The 16,303-nt window shown below is 65.8% G+C and carries 13 protein-coding genes; 5 read left to right on the top strand and 8 right to left on the bottom strand.

Annotation, left to right across the window (positions count from 1 at the left end):
• Positions 1-72: 72 nt before the first annotated feature.
• Both IP69_RS09055 and IP69_RS09050 read right to left on the bottom strand, forming a co-directional pair.
• Entirely contained in the window at positions 73-2,274 is a 2,202-nt protein-coding gene (locus IP69_RS09055) for an esterase-like activity of phytase family protein (RefSeq protein ID WP_054142499.1), read from the bottom strand.
• Positions 2,275-2,421: 147 nt separating this feature from the next.
• Positions 2,422-2,841 (bottom strand): hypothetical protein, encoded by a 420-nt coding sequence (locus IP69_RS09050; RefSeq protein WP_054142498.1) that lies wholly within the window; start codon positions 2,839-2,841, stop codon positions 2,422-2,424.
• A 132-nt stretch (positions 2,842-2,973) separates the two neighbouring features.
• Between IP69_RS09050 and IP69_RS09045 the strand changes: the two genes are divergently transcribed.
• Together IP69_RS09045 and IP69_RS09040 are read left to right on the top strand one after the other, a co-directional pair.
• Complete coding sequence (locus tag IP69_RS09045) at positions 2,974-3,813, top strand: helix-turn-helix transcriptional regulator (protein WP_054142497.1); 840 nt, start codon at positions 2,974-2,976, stop codon at positions 3,811-3,813.
• A 93-nt stretch (positions 3,814-3,906) separates the two neighbouring features.
• Positions 3,907-4,098, top strand: a complete 192-nt coding sequence (locus IP69_RS09040) for a CsbD family protein (protein WP_054142496.1) — start codon at positions 3,907-3,909, stop codon at positions 4,096-4,098.
• Between the two features lie 154 nt (positions 4,099-4,252).
• On the opposite strand, the gene dnaJ is transcribed toward IP69_RS09040, so the two are convergent.
• Both dnaJ and dnaK read right to left on the bottom strand, forming a co-directional pair.
• Positions 4,253-5,383, bottom strand: a complete 1,131-nt coding sequence (dnaJ, locus tag IP69_RS09035; protein ID WP_054142495.1) for a molecular chaperone DnaJ — start codon at positions 5,381-5,383, stop codon at positions 4,253-4,255.
• Between the two features lie 160 nt (positions 5,384-5,543).
• Positions 5,544-7,469, bottom strand: a complete 1,926-nt coding sequence (gene dnaK / locus IP69_RS09030; RefSeq protein WP_054142601.1) for a molecular chaperone DnaK — start codon at positions 7,467-7,469, stop codon at positions 5,544-5,546.
• 334 nt (positions 7,470-7,803) lie between these two features.
• Between dnaK and IP69_RS09025 the strand changes: the two genes are divergently transcribed.
• The 3 genes from IP69_RS09025 (at position 7,804) to IP69_RS09015 (ending at position 11,688) form a co-directional block, all read left to right on the top strand.
• Positions 7,804-8,700: a hypothetical protein gene (locus IP69_RS09025; protein ID WP_156323363.1), complete on the top strand. Its 897-nt coding sequence runs from the start codon at positions 7,804-7,806 to the stop codon at positions 8,698-8,700.
• Between the two features lie 139 nt (positions 8,701-8,839).
• A complete protein-coding gene (locus tag IP69_RS09020; RefSeq protein ID WP_197279770.1) occupies positions 8,840-11,005 on the top strand; it encodes a protein-disulfide reductase DsbD domain-containing protein in 2,166 nt (721 codons plus the stop codon).
• Between the two features lie 41 nt (positions 11,006-11,046).
• Complete coding sequence (locus IP69_RS09015; protein ID WP_054142492.1) at positions 11,047-11,688, top strand: thioredoxin family protein; 642 nt, start codon at positions 11,047-11,049, stop codon at positions 11,686-11,688.
• A gap of 130 nt (positions 11,689-11,818) precedes the next feature.
• Here IP69_RS09015 and ugpC read toward each other — a convergent pair whose 3' ends face one another.
• From ugpC to ugpB, 4 genes are all read right to left on the bottom strand, one after another.
• Positions 11,819-12,895, bottom strand: coding sequence for a sn-glycerol-3-phosphate ABC transporter ATP-binding protein UgpC (gene ugpC / locus IP69_RS09010; protein WP_054142491.1), 1,077 nt, complete (start codon positions 12,893-12,895; stop codon positions 11,819-11,821).
• 7 nt (positions 12,896-12,902) lie between these two features.
• A complete protein-coding gene (gene ugpE / locus IP69_RS09005) occupies positions 12,903-13,751 on the bottom strand; it encodes a sn-glycerol-3-phosphate ABC transporter permease UgpE (protein ID WP_054142490.1) in 849 nt (282 codons plus the stop codon).
• Positions 13,751-14,632 (bottom strand): sn-glycerol-3-phosphate ABC transporter permease UgpA, encoded by an 882-nt coding sequence (ugpA, locus tag IP69_RS09000; RefSeq protein WP_054142489.1) that lies wholly within the window; start codon positions 14,630-14,632, stop codon positions 13,751-13,753. Before ugpA ends, ugpE begins: the two co-directional genes overlap by 1 nt.
• Before the next feature lie 163 nt (positions 14,633-14,795).
• A complete protein-coding gene (gene ugpB / locus IP69_RS08995) occupies positions 14,796-16,118 on the bottom strand; it encodes a sn-glycerol-3-phosphate ABC transporter substrate-binding protein UgpB (protein WP_054142488.1) in 1,323 nt (440 codons plus the stop codon).
• Positions 16,119-16,303: the final 185 nt, after the last annotated feature.

Below are 16,303 nucleotides of genomic sequence, written 5' to 3'. Positions count from 1 at the left end.
CGATAACCCGACCTGCCTGAGATTCTCGGGTCGGCGCTTCGCGCCGCCCGAGAATGACGTGCCTGCCCATCCTCAGTTCGCGATCTTCCCGAAAGCGAAGAACTGCGTCTCGCCCGACGAATCGTCGACGCCGTCATTGTCGGTGACGACGAAGACGCCACCGTCGCGGTCGACCGCCATGCCCTCGACCTTGTCGAGGCCGTAGCCGCCCTTGGCCATCAGGTCGGGCGTCAGGTCGCGCAGCAGCTTTTTTTCGACGGTCGGGATCGTCGTGGAACCAATCGGCGCCGGCGTCAGGCCCTTGACCGAGAAGGTCGCCAGCGTCTTCACCGCCTTCGCGCCGAAGAGGTTGTCGCGCTCGATCACGGCGAATCGGTCATCGCCAAGCGCGGTCAGCTCGGACAGCCCCATCCAGGCGCCCGCAGTGGGGGCGGTCAGGGGATAATGCAGCACGCCCCAGGACTTGGTCACGGGCTTGTAGGCCAGGATCTTGGCCTTCCCCTTGGGATCGTCCTTCCATTCCCGCTGCACCGCGAGCCAGATCGTCTCCTCGGCGCCGGAGCCGGTCACAGCGACGCCCTCGAAGCCGAATCGGGTCGCCTGCTTCGCCAGCTCTTCCGGCAGCATGATCTCCTCCTCGACCTCGCCCGCGGCCGAAACCCGCAGCAGAATGTTGGATGTCGGCTTGTCCTTGGCTTCCGGGTTGCCCTCGGAGGCCAGCCAGAAGCCGCCGCCCGCACGGGCGGCGATGCCTTCGAGGTCGTAAGCCACAGGCTTGCCGGCCTTGGTCACGGTGATAGCGCCGGTGATCTTGGCCGGCTTCTGGGTCGGGTCGATCTCAAGGATGCGCGAGGGCGAATAGGCGCTGTCGGTGACCGCGTGCAGCCGGCCCGGTAGCGTCGGATGCGCCGACAGGCCCGACAACGCGCCCCAGCCGATCGGGGCGCCTTCGACCTCTGCGGAAACGAGCGTCGGATAGGCGGCCGGCGCCTCGCTGCGCTGGTAGATCGTCACGGCCGAGCGCGGGCCGCCCTTGGCGACGAGATCGGCCTCGGAGGCCGAGACGAAAAGATTGCGCTGCGGGATCGCCAGCAGACCCTCCGGCGCGATGCCGCCCGGCAGCGCCTGGAGATAGCGCGGGAGCTTGCCGGGGCCTTCGTCCTTGTAAACGAGCACCAGCGAGGCGCGCTCCAGCCCGACGAAGATCAAGCGGTCGTTTCCATAGGTTCCGACCTCGATGCCTTCGGGCTCGCTGCCCTTGGCGGCCGAGCGGCGCTCCGGATAATGGCCGAGGCTGATCGCGAGATGGTCGGTGGTCGCGCCGGAATCAAACTCGACCGTGCCGTCCTTGCGGAAGATCGTGAAGCCGCGCGAGCCGCCCTTCCAGTCGCCCTCATTGGCGGTGACGAAGCGATCATTGTCGAGCCAGCGCACCGAATCGGGCTCGCGCGGCACGCCCTTGAGCTCCTCGACCGGCCGGATCTGGCCGTCGCGGGTCTTGTCGATGCCCTTGAGATCGACAGTGCCCGCCGGGAAATGCGCCACCAGCCTGCCGGATTTGGTATCGACGATGGCGATGTGGTTATTCTCCTGCAGGGTAATCACTGCAAGCCCATCCTGGTTGACGTCGACGAATTCCGGCTCCGGATCGGTCGGCTCCACCGCGGCGATGCCGGTCATGTCGACGACCTGGCGGGAAGCGCAGTCGACGCCGCCATCCTTGATGCCGATCAGGGTGAGGTTGCCTGCCGGGAGCTGGGGCAGCGCGCCCTTGTTCAGGGATTCGTCGCGCTCGTTCTCGATCGCGATGACGAGCTTCGTCTTGTCCTTGCTCAGCGTGATCGAATCCGGCTGGCCGCCGAGATCGCAGGTCGCCACGACCTGCTTCGACTTGAGATCGACGGTCGCGAGGTGCCCGGCCGGCTCCTTATAGTTGTCGCCGGAGGTGACGACGGCCACGAAGGCCCTGCTCCCAAGGATCACGACCGAGGTCGATTCGCCGCCGAGCGCGACGATACCGGCCGGCTTGGGCTGAGCGGGATCGGTGAGGTCGATGAGCCCGACAGCCTTCTGCTCGCCATCGGTATAGGCGAGTAGCGTGCCATCCTCATTGGCGGCGATGATCTCGGCGACCGTCTTCTTCGACGCATCACGGTCGGCCGGCAGGTTCAGCGGCACGGAGAAGGTCGCGATGCGGTTGAACATCGGCTCGGCGAGCGCGGTGCCGCCGAGCAGAACGGATGCGAGAGCCGCGAGAACGAAGGGGTTGCGCATGGGGCGATCCTGACCGGCTGGAGCATGAAACTGACATCCGGACGGCTAGTGAGCGCGCACGACGGTTTCGTGACAGTTTGCCGGCTGGAGCAACACGAAGGCCGCACCACCCGCGGCAGCGAGTGGCACGGCTCTCAACGCCCGCGATCAGCCGCTGGCGGGCGCCATGCCGTCGATGCGAGCCGAGCGCTTCAGGCCGATCACCTCAAGCTCGGTGACCACCGCAACCGCTCCAGCCTGAGCCAGGACGAAGGCGATGCCAAGTCCCGTTGGCGAAAACCAACCCGCCATCAGGATTGCGATGCTGTCGGCGATCCAGAGCAGGTTGAGGCCGATCACGGCAAAGACGGCAAGCCTTGGCAGTGTCTCTCGGTTGGCGAACAAGGCGAGGACGGCCGCGCAGGGCAGCAGGACGAGCCCCGCTCCGCGCAGAAAGCTTTCGGGGAGGCCGAGCGGGCCCGCGAGGGGACCGGCAGCGAGCGAAAGCAACAGACCGGTGGCGGCGCAGGCGGCGGCGTCGAGGGCGAGAGCATTCCGCAGGAAGCGCGAGGACTGGATCATGGACATGGTCGGTCTCCATTGGCTGGGAGGCTTGAGATGCCTCGGTGTCGATGGAGGGCATGCTGACGAGATCGGGCAGGCCGGTCGATTAAGCGGCAGGTAATTGGAACGGGCTCAGGCGCCGGCTAGGTTTGTCCCATGAACAGACATCAGCAACCCAGCGTCGGCCACCTCATCCGCGACTGGCGGCAGCTGCGCCGGCTCAGCCAGCTCGACCTCGCGCTCGAAGCCGAGATCTCGCAGAAGCATCTCTCCTTCGTCGAGAGCGGGCGTTCGCAGCCGAGCCGCGACATGGTCCTGCTGCTGGCCGAGCATCTCGGCGTGCCGCTGCGTGAGCGCAACGCGCTTTTGCTCGCGGCGGGCTACGCGCCGGTCTATCTGGAGCGCGCATTGGAGGACCCCGGCCTCCAAGCCGCGAAATCTGCCATCGACCTCGTTCTGAAGGGGCATGAGCCCTATCCGGCGCTCGCGGTGGATCGTCACTGGATCATGCTCGCCGCCAATGCCGCCGTCGCGCCCCTGCTGAGCCTCGTCGCCGATCCCGATCTGCTGCGCCCGCCAGTCAACGTGCTGCGGCTCGCGCTGCATCCGGGCGGTCTCGCCGCCGCGATCATCAATCTGGAGGAATGGCGATCCCACCTGCTGGCGCGCCTGCGCCAGCAGGTCAGAGCGACGGCCGATCCTGTCCTGGCAGAGCTGCTGGCCGAGCTATTGTCCTATGACGCCCCGATCGCGCCCGCGCGGAAGGCGCACACCCAGCCTGTCGAAGCCGAGCCGGCCATCGTGGTGCCACTGCGCCTGCGTGTCGGCGAGGTGACACTGTCCTTCATCTCGACAACGACGGTGTTTGGCACGCCGGTCGACATCACCTTGTCGGAGCTGGCGCTGGAGACGTTCTTCCCGGAAGATGCGGCAACCGCGCAGGCGCTGCATGCCATGGCTGCGGCCTCTTGCGAGCCTTCAGGCGCTGCGGGCTAGGTCCAAAATTTAATCGGAACCTTCGCGCGGGCTGCCCGTTTCTTTCTCGCAAGCCGCAAGGGCGGCACGTGATTCAAAGCAAGGAGCACCACGATGGGCAGCACCATGGACAAGGTCAAGGGCATGGCCAACGAGGCCACCGGCAACGTCAAGCAGGCCGCCGGCAAGGCGCTGGACAAGCCTGAGCTCGAGGCAGAGGGCTTCGTGCAGGAGCGCAAGGGCGAAGCCCAGCAGGCGCTCGGCGAAGGCAAGGAAACTGTCAAGAAAGTGGTCGACAAGGCCTGATTTCGATCAGAGCCAGACCAAGAACGGGTCGCCGCAAGGCGGCCCGTTTTTTTTGTGCGGTATGCCTATTCGTCATTGCGCGTGCAGCGAAGCAATCGAATAGACCAGCGACGGAATCCTGGATGGCTTCGCTGCGCTCACATGAGGCTGGGGTTCAGGCCGCCCCGCCGATGCCGCCGAGGAAATCCTTGACCCGGCCGAAGAACCCGGCCGCCTCGGGATGCGTTGCGCCTGAGCTTTCGCGCTCGAATTCCATCAGCAGTTCACGCTGGCGCGCCGTGAGCTTCTGCGGCGTCTCGACGACGACCTGGATGTAGAGATCGCCGAACTCGCGCGAGCGCAGGACGCTCATGCCCTTGCCCTTGAGGCGGAACTGCTTGCCGGTCTGCGTGCCCTCGGGCACCTTGACCCGGGCCTGCTCGCCGGTGAGCGTCGGCACCTCGATTTCGCCCCCGAGCGCAGCCGATGTCAGGCCCAGCGGCACGCGGCAGAACAGATCGGCGCCGTCGCGCTGGAAGATCGCATGCGGCTGGATCGACAGGAAGATGTAGAGGTCGCCGGCTGGACCGCCACGCAGGCCGGCCTCGCCCTCGCCGGCGAGCCGGATGCGCGTGCCGTCCTCGACGCCGGCGGGGATATTCACCGACAGCGTGCGCTCACGGGTGACGCGACCGGCGCCCTGGCAGTTCTTGCACGGGTCGTCGATGATCTCGCCGCGCCCCGCGCAGGTCGGACAGGTCCGCTCCACCGAGAAGAAACCCTGGTTTGCGCGCACCTTGCCGTGGCCGCCGCAGGTTGGGCACTGACGCGATTTCGAGCCCGGCTTCGCGCCGCTGCCCGAGCAGACTTCGCAGGCGATCGATGTCGGCACCCGGATCGAGGCGTTCTTGCCGGAAAAAGCGTCCTCAAGCCCGATTTCGAGATTGTAACGCAGATCGGCGCCACGCTCGCGGCCGTTCGCGCTGCGCGGCCCGCCGCGACGGGCGTCGCCGAAGAAGGAATCGAAGATGTCCGACATGAAGTCGGAGAATTCCGGCCCCTGCTGGCCACCGCCGCCATGTTCGAAGGCCTGATGGCCGTATCGGTCATAAGCACTGCGCTTCTGGGCGTCGGACAGAACCTGATAGGCCTCGTTCAATTCCTTGAACTTGGCCTCTGCCGCCGTGTCGCCGGGGTGGCGATCAGGGTGGCAGCCCATCGCAAGCTTGCGGAACGCGCTTTTCAGTTCCGCCTCGCTGGCCGTCTTCGAGACGCCGAGGATTTCGTAATAGTCGCGCTTGGACATCAAACAGCGGCCCCTTCGTTCTTCGTCGGCGCGCGGCGGGTCCCTAAGACCCCGTCGCGAGACCGCAGCAAGAACGAGATTGTTGCGTCACGACGCATTCCCGTAACGCGATGGCCGGGTCAAGCCCGGCCATGACGTCATCCATGAAAGAGAAGAGGGCTCAGGCGCTCTTCTTCTTGTCGCCCTTGTCGTCGCTGACATCCTTGAAGTCGGCGTCGATGACGTCGTCTTCCTTCTTGGCCTCAGCGGCAGGCGCATCCGCATCGGCGGCGCCTTCCGTCTGGCTCGCCGCATACATGGCCTCGCCGAGCTTCATCGAAGCCTGCATCACGTCGGTGGTGCGCGAGGTGATGGCCTCGGCATCGTCCTCGGTCAGCGCGGCCTTCAGCGCGTCGAGCGCGGTCTCGATCGCCGTCTTATCGGCGGCGGAGACCTTGTCGCCGTAGTCCTTCAGCGACTTCTCGGTCGAATGGACAAGGCTTTCGCCCTGGTTCTTCGCCTCGACCAGTTCGCGACGCTTCTTGTCCTCGGTGGCGTTGGCCTCGGCATCCTTGACCATCTTCTGGATGTCGGCCTCCGACAGCCCGCCGGATGCCTGGATCCGGATCTGCTGCTCCTTGTTGGTGGCCTTGTCCTTGGCGGTCACGGAGACGATGCCGTTGGCGTCGATGTCGAAGGTCACCTCGATCTGCGGCATGCCGCGCGGGGACGGCGGAATGCCCATCAGGTCGAACTGGCCGAGCATCTTGTTGTCGGCCGCCATCTCGCGCTCGCCCTGGAAGACGCGGATGGTCACCGCGTTCTGGTTGTCTTCCGCGGTCGAGAAGACCTGGCTCTTCTTGGTCGGGATCGTGGTGTTGCGGTCGATCAGGCGGGTGAACACGCCGCCCAGCGTCTCGATGCCTAGCGACAGCGGGGTCACGTCGAGCAGCAGCACGTCCTTGACGTCGCCCTGGAGGACGCCGGCCTGGATCGCCGCACCGATGGCGACGACCTCGTCGGGGTTGACGCCCTTATGCGGCTCCTTGCCGAAGAACTGCTTCACGACCTCCTGGACCTTGGGCATGCGGGTCATGCCGCCGACCAGGACCACTTCGTCGATCTGGCCTGCCGACAGCCCGGCATCCTTGAGCGCCTTCTTGCAGGGCTCGATCGTGCGCTGGACGAGATCGTCGACCAGGCTCTCGAACTTGGCGCGCGAGAGCTTGATGGCCAGATGCTTCGGACCCGAGGCATCGGCCGTGATGTAGGGCAGGTTGATTTCGGTCTGGGCCGTGGTCGAGAGCTCGATCTTGGCCTTCTCAGCGGCTTCCTTCAGGCGCTGCAGCGCGAGCTTGTCCTTCTTGAGGTCGATGCCCTGCTCGCGCTTGAACTCGTCGGCGAGATACTCGACCAGGCGCATGTCGAAGTCTTCGCCGCCGAGGAAGGTGTCGCCATTGGTCGACTTCACCTCGAAGACGCCATCGCCGATCTCGAGGATCGAGACGTCGAAGGTGCCGCCGCCGAGGTCATAGACCGCGATCGTGCCGGCCTGCTTCTTGTCGAGGCCATAGGCCAGCGCGGCGGCCGTCGGCTCGTTGATGATGCGCAGCACTTCGAGGCCGGCGATGCGACCGGCATCCTTCGTCGCCTGGCGCTGGGCGTCGTTGAAATAGGCGGGGACCGTGATGACGGCCTGGGTCACGGAGGAGCCGAGATAGGCCTCTGCGGTCTCCTTCATCTTGGTCAGCGTGAAGGCCGAGATCTGCGAGGGCGAGTAGTCGGTGCCGTCGGCCTCGACCCAGGCGTCGCCGGCGGCAGCCTTCTTGATCTTGTAGGGGACGAGATGCATGTCCTTTTGCGTCATCGGATCGTCGAAGGTCCGGCCGATCAGGCGCTTGATCGCAAAGAAGGTGCGCTCGGGGTTGGTGACCGCCTGGCGCTTGGCCGGCTGGCCGACGAGACGCTCGCCATCGTCGGTGATCGCGACGATCGACGGCGTGGTGCGGGCGCCTTCCGAATTCTCGATGACTTTAGGCGTAGAGCCTTCCATGACCGCGACGCAGGAGTTGGTCGTGCCAAGGTCGATACCGATGACTTTACCCATGGAGGGGATCCCTTTTGAATTGAGCAGATCGCCGGCCTGCGACGACAACCGCCACATTCCGGCCCATGGACCGGCTCGCCCCCACTTGGTGCGGCGAACGAAACCGGCATTCCACGTCGGGCGGTCGTGAAACCACCCCTTGGCGGCGTATATAGGGAGGGTGTTCCTGCCCTTGCAAGACAGGCGAGCCGATTAAGAACTCGCGCCCGTGCCGGTTTCCGGCATCAAGGTTGATGCGTGCTCATTGCCGGCGAGTGTTGCGGATGTGCCCTTGCGTGCCGCGTCTCGACATTTCATGCAAATGCGGCTGTTCCCGTTCGAAAATGGTCATTTGGTGATCCGACAGGTCCATCTTGCTTTCTGCCTCGCCCAGCTGGGTTTCGCCGGAGCATCGTCGGCCGCGCTCGCGCAGCCGCTGCAACTGCCTGGAGCGCAGCCCTTCAATGCGCCCGGCACGCAGCAGGCCGCGCCGCCGGCCTCTGGCGCGCCGGCTCCTGCGCCGCGTGCGCCCTCGATGCCTGCCATCAGGGTCGCGGGCGAGGAGGCCATCCTCGGGCGCGTGCTGCTCCAGAACGGTGGGCTCGGCGAGGCGGTTTTTGAGAAGACCGCGACGGGCTTTGGATTGAAGCTCACCGCCAATGGTTTCCAGTCGAGCAACCTCGTTGAGTCCTGTGCGGTGTCTTTTGGAGAGACACCCGTGCCCGTCACCTCGCTTGGGCGCCCGGCCGGCGTCCCGCGCTACCGGCTTGAGGCCTCGATCTGTCCCATCGTCTTCGATGTGCTCGACGGCGCCTTTCTGGTCGTCGAGCCCGCGCAGCCCTGCATCGTCGAGGCTGCTGCCTGCCGGATTGATCCGCGCGGATTGTGGGGGCCCGATGCCCGCACGCTGCCTGCCCGCGCCAAGGAGATCGAGAGCGCCCGTGGTGTCGCCGAGCGCGCCGTGCGAGAGGGCTACCGTGTGCTGACCGCCAAGGCCGATGCGGTCGAGCAGCGGGCAATCGCACGCGAGCAGGCGAGCTTCTCCGCCGAGCGCGAACTGGTCTGCCGGTCCTTCCTGCGGGAGGGGCAGCTCGGCTTCTGCGGCGCCCGAATGACCGAGGCTCGCGCCGCCTCGATCCGAGCCAGGCTCGGCTTGTCGAATGAACCGGCCAAGGCGCCGGCCAAGCCAAGGCCGCCGCGTCCGGCCGCGCCCACCTCCGGATCGGGTCCGCTGCCGCTGACGCCGCAGTGAATCGCTGAATTCGCAAGCTGTCGGGCCCGCGCGCCTGACGGGGCGCCTGGCAGTGAGGCCGGCCTCACTGCCTTGTCATTGGCGTCCCGTGCTATGATCAGGCACTGGGTCTGGCATGCTGGCAACGATGACGACGACGATGATGTCTTCCACGCTCACCCGACGCTTCTGGCGCCGGGCGGCGGTCGCCTTGGCGCTGCTTGCGCCGGGTATGGCCAATGCTGCAGAGACGGCCGCCGTATCGACGCCCCGCGTGGCGGCGACGCTGCTCTCCAGCCGTGATGCGGTGGCTCCCGGCGAGCGCTTCCAGGTCGCACTGGTGCAGAAGATCGCGCCGGGCTGGCACACCTACTGGGCCAATCCCGGCGATTCCGGCGAGCCGACCCGCATCGCCTGGACGCTGTCGCAAGGCGCCACGGCCGGTGACATCCAGTGGCCGGCGCCAAAGGCGATCCCCGTCGAGCCGCTGGTCAATTTCGGCTTCGAGGGCACGGTCGTCCTGCCGGTCGAGATCATCGTCCCGGCCGAGGCAAAGCCCGGCGAGCGCCTGACGCTGCAGGCGGCCGCGACCTGGCTGGTCTGCGAGAAGATCTGCATTCCAGAAGAAGCCGCCTTTACGCTCGAACTGCCGGTCGCGACTGCCGCGATTGTCGACGATGCGGCGCAGGCGCGTATTGACGCCACGCGCGCACTGCTGCCGACGCCCGCCGCGTTCAAGGGGCGCCTCGACGCCGATGGCGAGGGGCTGGCGCTGACGCTGCCGGGCCTGTCCGCGGCGCCGGCTGATCTGCGCTTCTTCCCGCTGTCGGATACGCTGATCGACCATGCCGCGAAGCAGGAGGCGACGTCGTCATCGGACGGCACGCGTCTCCGGCTGACCCGCTCCAGCGCCTTCAAGGTCGCGGACGGCGAGACGACCGGCGTCGTGACCTTCACTGAAGCCGGCGCGCCGCGCGCCTTCACCCTGACCGCCGCTGTCGATCCCGCCCTCGTGGGCGCAACAGCGACGGCCGCTACACCGCCCCCGGCCGTTCGCATCCCCCTGCCGGTCGAGGGCGCCGATCTCACGCTGTGGGCGGCTTTGCTCTTCGCCTTCGCGGGCGGGCTGATCCTCAATCTCATGCCCTGCGTGCTGCCGGTCCTGTTCATCAAGGCACTCGGCTTTGCGCAACTCGCCCAGGCGAGCCGCACGCAGGTGCGCGAGCAGGGCCTGCTCTTCCTAGCGGGCGTCGTCGTCACCTTCATGGCGCTGGCCGGCATGGTCATCGTGCTTGGCGCGCTGGGCGCCAGCGTCGGCTGGGGCTTCCAGCTGCAATCGCCGCCTTTGGTGATCGCGCTCGCGGTGGTGATGACGCTGATCGGCCTCAACCTGCTCGGCGCCTTCGAGGTCGGAACCTCGGCTGTCGGCGTCGGCCATGGCCTCGCCACGCGCGGCGGCCGGCTCGGCGCCTTCATGACCGGCGCGCTCGCGGTGGTCGTCGCGACGCCCTGCACGGCGCCCTTCATGGGCGCGGCGATCGGCTATGCGGTGACGCAGCCGCCCGCGCTCGGCCTGTCCGTCTTCCTGTCGCTGGCCTTGGGTTTCGCGCTGCCAGTCGTGGCCTTGTCCTTCGCGCCGGGCCTCCTGCGCCTGCTGCCGAAGCCCGGCCGCTGGATGCTGATCCTGAAGCAGGCCTTCGCCTTTCCGATGTTTGCCACCGCGATCTGGCTGATATGGGTCGCCTCGGTCCAGGCCGGTCCGGGCGGCGTGCTGGCGGCGCTGGTGGCGGTGCTGGCGGCAGGCTTCGTCGTCTGGCTTGTCGGCGTGACGCGGGGGACGGGGCGCGGCCGCATCATCTCCTCAGCCTTCGCAGTCCTGATCGTCTTCACGGCCGGGTGGTTCGTCCTCCAGAGCGCCGTTCCGCAGGTGACCACGCAGGCCCGCGCCGGCGATAGCCAGGCCTGGACCCCGGAGCGCGTGGCCGCGCTGCAGGCCGAAGGGCGGCCGGTCTTCGTCAATTTCACCGCGGCCTGGTGCATCACCTGCCTCGCCAATGAGCGCGTTGCGCTGTCGCGGCAGGAGGTCAAGGACGCCTTTTCCGAACTCAAGGTGGTCTATCTCAAGGCCGACTGGACCAATCGCGACAGCCAGATCGCCTTCGCCCTGGCCGAGCAGGGCCGCGCCGGGGTGCCGCTCTATCTGTTCTATCCGGGCCAGAAGGGCGCCCAGCCCGAGGTGCTGCCGCAATTGCTGACGCCGGACATGATCGTCACCGCCGCGCAGCGCGCCGCCGGCAAGGATCTGAAGACGGCACTCGGCCGCTGAACCCGTTCACCCATGAAGCAATCCGAAGACAGGAGACAGACGTGAAAGCCAACCTGACCCGCCAGACTTTCATCGCCGGCCTTGCCATCGCCGGTTTCTCTCTCGCCGCCGGCTCGGCCCCGGCCCAGGTCTCTGCCAAGGTCGGCGCGCCGGCCCCCGCTTTCGAGGCGCTCGATGCCGATGGCAAGCCGCGCAAGCTCTCCGAATTCGCCGGCAAGACCGTGATCCTCGAATGGACCAATCACGACTGCCCCTATGTGCGGAAGCACTATACCAGCGCCACCATGCAGACCCTGCAGAAGGACATGGCCAAGGAAGGCGTCGTCTGGCTCTCGGTCATCTCCTCGCCGGTCGGCGAACAGGGCCATGTCGAGGGCGCCAAGGCCAATGAGCTGACCAAGAGCCGCGACGCCGCCCCGGCCGCCGTCCTGCTCGATCCCAACAGCAGGATGGCCCGTGCCTATGGCGCCACCACCACGCCGCATATGTACATCGTCGATCCCAAGGGTACGCTGGCCTATATGGGCGCCATCGACGACAAGCCCTCGGCGAGCGCCGCCAGCCTCACCGGCGCCAAGAGCTATGTCCGCCAGGCGGTGGCCGAGCTCAAGGCCGGCAAGCCGGTCTCGGAAGCGAGCACCAAGGCCTATGGCTGCGCAGTGAAGTACGCGCCGGTGAGTTGAGGGGCGACACCCAGCGTCATGCTCGGGCTCGACCCGAGCATCTCGTAAACCAGTGTTCGTCCTGCAAGAGATTCTCGTCTTGCAAGAGATTCTCGGGTCTGCGCTCCGCTTCGCCCGAGAATGACGTGTCCTAACGCCCCAGCCGCGCGCCCGTCGCCACGTCGAAGACATGCACGCGGTCGGGGTCGACCGTGATCCAGATGCGTCCCGCGACCGCCGCGACCGCGTCCGTCGCGGCCTGCATCACGAAGGGCAGGCCGGCGAGTTGGCCGTGGAAGAGCTGCGTTGCGCCCAGTTCCTCGATGAACTCGACGTCGAAGGGCAGCGAGCCGGCCTCACCTTCCGAGGCGATCTCGACATCCTCGGGCCGCAGGCCCACTTCCACCGGCGTCTGCTCGGCCAGGTCCTCGCGCAGGTCGCGCGCCTCGAGGATCGCATCGCCCAGCGCGACGATTCCCGGCCCATCGATCGTGCCGGGCAGGATGTTCATCGGCGGCGAGCCAATGAAGGTCGCGACGAACTTGCTCGCCGGCTTCTTGTAGACATCGGCCGGCAGGCCGATCTGCTCGACCTGCCCGGCATTCATCACCACGAGCTTGTCCGACAGCGTCATCGCCTCGACCTGGTCATGGGTGACATAGATCGCGGTGACGCCGAGCGCGCGCTGCAGCTTCTTGATCTCGACGCGCATCTGCACGCGCAGCTTGGCGTCGAGATTGGACAGCGGCTCGTCGAACAGGAAGACCTGCGGCTTGCGCACGATGGCGCGGCCCATGGCGACGCGCTGGCGCTGGCCGCCCGAAAGCTGCTTGGGCCGCCGGTCGAGCAACGGCTCGATGGCGAGGATGCGCGCGGCTTCCTTCACGCGCCGGTCGATCTCGTCCTTGGGCGTGCCAAGGTTGCGCAGGCCGTAGGACATATTCTCATAGACGCTCATATGCGGATAGAGCGCGTAATTCTGGAACACCATCGCGATGTCGCGCTCGGCGGGGCCGATCTGGTTGACCACCCGCGACCCGATCGAGACCTCGCCGGCCGAGATCGTCTCCAGCCCCGCCACCATGCGCAGTAGCGTGGACTTGCCGCAGCCGGAGGGGCCGACGAGCACGCAGAAGCCGCCATCGGGAATGTCGAACGACACGCCCTTCACGGCCTCGACGCCGCCGGGATAGATCTTCTTGACGTTGGTGAGTGTGACCTGGGCCATCGGGCGCTTATTTCTCGGTTTCGACCAGGCCCTTCACGAAGAGCCTTTGCATCAGAATGACGACCAGCACCGGCGGCAGCATCGCCAGCATGGCGGTGGCCATGGCCAGCGGCCACTCGGTCAAGGCGTCGGAGGTGACGATCATCTTGCGGATGCCGATGACGATGGTCTGCATCGAATCCTTGGTGGTGATCAGCAGCGGCCAGAGATACTGGTTCCAGCCATAGATGAACTGGATCACGAACAGAGCCGCGATCGTGGTGATCGACAGCGGCAGGACCGTGTCCTTGAAGAAGCGGAACGGCCCGGCGCCGTCGATCCGCGAGGCCTCGAGCAGCTCGTCGGGGATCGTCATGAAGAACTGGCGAAACAGAAGCGTGCCGGTGGCCGACGCGATCAGCGGGATCGCAAGGCCCTGATAGGTGTCGAGCATGTTGAGTTCGGACACGACCTTGAAGGTCGGGAAGATGCGGACCTCGACGGGCAGCATCAGCGTGACGAAGATAATCCAGAACGCCGCCATCCGGAACCGGAAGCGGTAATACACCACCGCATAGGCCGAGAGCACCGAGATCACGATCTTTCCGATCGCGATCGCCATCGCCATGACGAAGGAGTTCAGCATCATGCTGGCGACGGGTTCCCGCGTCGAGCCGGCGGTGCCGACGAACAGGATGCGGTAGTAATTGTCGAACAGATAAGGGCCCGGATAGAGCGGGAGTTGGCCGTTGATAATGGTGGCGTTGTCCCAGCTCGAGGCGACGAAGGTCAGCCACACCGGAAACGCGACGATCAGCACGCCGATCGACAGGACGAAATAGGCGATCGCATCGCCCAGGCGGCGGTCCTCGACCATCAGTAGCTCACCTTGCGCTCGATGAAGCGGAACTGCACCGCCGTCATCGCGATCACCATGATCAGCAGGATGACAGATTGGGCCGCCGAGCCGCCGAGATCCGAGCCGCCCTTGCCGTCGGAATAGACCTTGTAGACCAGCGTCTCGGTCGCGCCCGAAGGCCCGCCGCCGGTGACGGTGTCGATGATGCCGAAGGTGTCGAAGAAGACGTAGACGATGTTGACGACCAGCAGGAAGAAGGTCGTCGGCGAGAGCAGCGGGAACACGATCGTCCAGAACCGCCGCCAGGGGCCGGCACCGTCGATCACGGCGGCCTCGATCACGCTCTTGGGGATCGATTGCAGCCCGGCGAGAAAGAACAGGAAATTGTAGCTGATCTGCTTCCAGGTCGCCGCCAGGATCACCAGCGCCATGGCGTCATTGCCGTTGAGGCGCGGGTTCCAGGCGATGCCCAGCGACTGCAGCCCGCGCGCCAGCATGCCGAGCGACGGATCGAACATGAACAGCCAGAGCACGCCGGCAATCGCCGGCGCCACCGCATAGGGCCAGATCAGCAGCGTCTTGTAGATCTCGCCGCCGCGCAGCTGCCGGTCGGCCATCACCGCAAACAGCAGCGCGATCGACAAGGACAAAACGCAGACGAAGCTCGAAAAGACCGCGGTGTTGACCAGGGCCTTGTAGTAGCCGGGGTTGGAGAACAGCGTGACGTAGTTCTCGAACCAGACGAAATCGGTCGAGATGCCGAAGGCGTCCTGCAGCAGGAAGCTCTGCCACACCGCCTGGCTCGCCGGCCAGTAGAAGAACAGCACCGTGATGACGAGCTGCGGCAACAGCAGCAGCAACGGCACGGTCAGGCCGGTGAAATAGGCGTTCTTCTGCATCGTCGAACCTGGTGAAAAATCGCAGCGGCGCCTGGGCCTCGCCGTCATTCTCGGGCTTGACCCGAGAATCTCATGACCAGTTATGTCTGGTTTCCGAGATGGTCGGGTCAAGCCCGACCATGACGTCGCGATCCAAAGCGCCGCCGCGCGTGTCTATTCCGACTTAGCGACCAGCCGTCCGCTCGAACTGGCGCAGCGTCTGGTTGCCGCGCTCGACGGCTGCGTCAAGCGCCGCCTTCGGGGTCTTCTGGCCGTTCAGGGCCGCCTCGATTTCCTCAGCCCAGATGTCGCGGATCTGGACCAGGCTGCCGAAGCGCACGCCACGCGAATTCGCCGTCGGCTCCTTGTTGTTGAGCTCCAGGATCGGGGTCTCGAGGAACGGCTTGTCCTTGTAGAAGCCCGACGCCTTGACCTTCTCATAGGCGGCCTTGGTGATCGGCAGATAGCCCGACTCGGTGTGCAGCTTCACCTGGCGGTCGACATTCGACAGGAAGGAGAAGAACTTGGCCACGCCCTTGTACTCATCCGACTTCTTGCCGCCCATCACCCACAGCGAGGCGCCGCCGATGATCGAGTTCTGCGGCGCGCCCGCCACATCCGGATAATACGGCATCGGCGCGTTCGCCCATTCGAACTTGGCGTTGGCGCGGACATTGCCGAAGAAGGCCGAAGAGGTCAGGAAGATCGGGCATTCGCCCGAGGTGAAGCGGCCCTCGCCGGTGTTGGTGCGGCCGGAATAGTCATAGGTCTTGTCCTTCTGCATCTCGACCAGATTGGTCAGGTGCTTCAGGAAGACGCCCTTGTTGAAGACGAATTCGGTATCGAAGCCGTCGAAGCCATTGGCCTTGGTGCCGACGGCCTCGTTATGCCAGGCGCCGAGCTGCTCGATGTTGACCCAGGTCACCCAGCCATTCGAGAAGCCGCACTTGTCGTAGCCGGCAGCCTTCAGCTTCTTGGCGGCGTCGAACACCTCCGGCCAGGTCTTGGGCGGCGCGTCGGCATTGAGGCCGGCCTTCTTCAGCGCGTCCTTGTTGTACCACATCACGGTGGAGGACGAGTTGAAGGGGAAGGAGAGCATCTCGCCCTTGGTGGTCGAGTAGTAGCCGGTGATGGCCGGCAGATAGCTCTTCGGATCGAATGTTTCGCCGGCTTCCTTCATCAAATCCTGGACCGGCTTGATGGCGCCCTTGGCGGACATCATCGTCGCGGTGCCGACTTCGAAGACCTGCATGATGTGCGGCGCATTGCCGGCGCGGAAGGCGGCGATGCCGGCGTTCAGCGTGTCGGCATAGGAACCCTTATAAGCCGGAACGACCTTGAAGTCCTTCTGCGAGGCGTTGAATTCCTCGGCGAGCTTGACGACGACGTCGTTGTTGGCGCCGGTCATGGCATGCCACCACTGCAGCTCGGTCTGCGCCGCAGCCGGTGTGGCGCCCGCCAGCACGACGGCGGCGACGGACATCAGAATGCGAGATTTCACGGTCATCGTTCTCTCCCTTTCGGCCCCGCAATGGGCGGAGCCACTGTTCTTGTTGGTGCGCAAGCTAGCATGAAGGACAGGCGACGTTTCAATGACAAAATGATGACAGTCATGTACCGCGCCGAGGCCCCTCGATCCGGAGGCCTCTTGCGCAATCGCTCGGAAGGCGCTGTTCTCCCCCGCCCAACTCA

It is taken from the genome of Allobosea sp. AAP35 (assembly GCF_001295925.1).
In the GTDB taxonomy this organism is placed as follows: Bacteria; Pseudomonadota; Alphaproteobacteria; order Rhizobiales; family Beijerinckiaceae; genus Allobosea.
The sequence above is the reverse complement of the archived record's forward strand: the minus strand, read 5'-3'. Positions and strand labels throughout refer to the sequence as shown.

Coding starts and splice junctions, on each gene's coding strand:
- IP69_RS09055 (WP_054142499.1), bottom strand. CDS start 2,274: ATGCGCAACCCCTTCGTTCTCGCGGCTCTCGCATCCGTTCTGCTCGGC.
- IP69_RS09050 (WP_054142498.1), bottom strand. CDS start 2,841: ATGTCCATGATCCAGTCCTCGCGCTTCCTGCGGAATGCTCTCGCCCTC.
- IP69_RS09045 (WP_054142497.1), top strand. CDS start 2,974: ATGAACAGACATCAGCAACCCAGCGTCGGCCACCTCATCCGCGACTGG.
- IP69_RS09040 (WP_054142496.1), top strand. CDS start 3,907: ATGGGCAGCACCATGGACAAGGTCAAGGGCATGGCCAACGAGGCCACC.
- dnaJ (WP_054142495.1), bottom strand. CDS start 5,383: ATGTCCAAGCGCGACTATTACGAAATCCTCGGCGTCTCGAAGACGGCC.
- dnaK (WP_054142601.1), bottom strand. CDS start 7,469: ATGGGTAAAGTCATCGGTATCGACCTTGGCACGACCAACTCCTGCGTC.
- IP69_RS09020 (WP_197279770.1), top strand. CDS start 8,840: ATGATGTCTTCCACGCTCACCCGACGCTTCTGGCGCCGGGCGGCGGTC.
- ugpC (WP_054142491.1), bottom strand. CDS start 12,895: ATGGCCCAGGTCACACTCACCAACGTCAAGAAGATCTATCCCGGCGGC.
- ugpE (WP_054142490.1), bottom strand. CDS start 13,751: ATGGTCGAGGACCGCCGCCTGGGCGATGCGATCGCCTATTTCGTCCTG.
- ugpA (WP_054142489.1), bottom strand. CDS start 14,632: ATGCAGAAGAACGCCTATTTCACCGGCCTGACCGTGCCGTTGCTGCTG.
- ugpB (WP_054142488.1), bottom strand. CDS start 16,118: ATGACCGTGAAATCTCGCATTCTGATGTCCGTCGCCGCCGTCGTGCTG.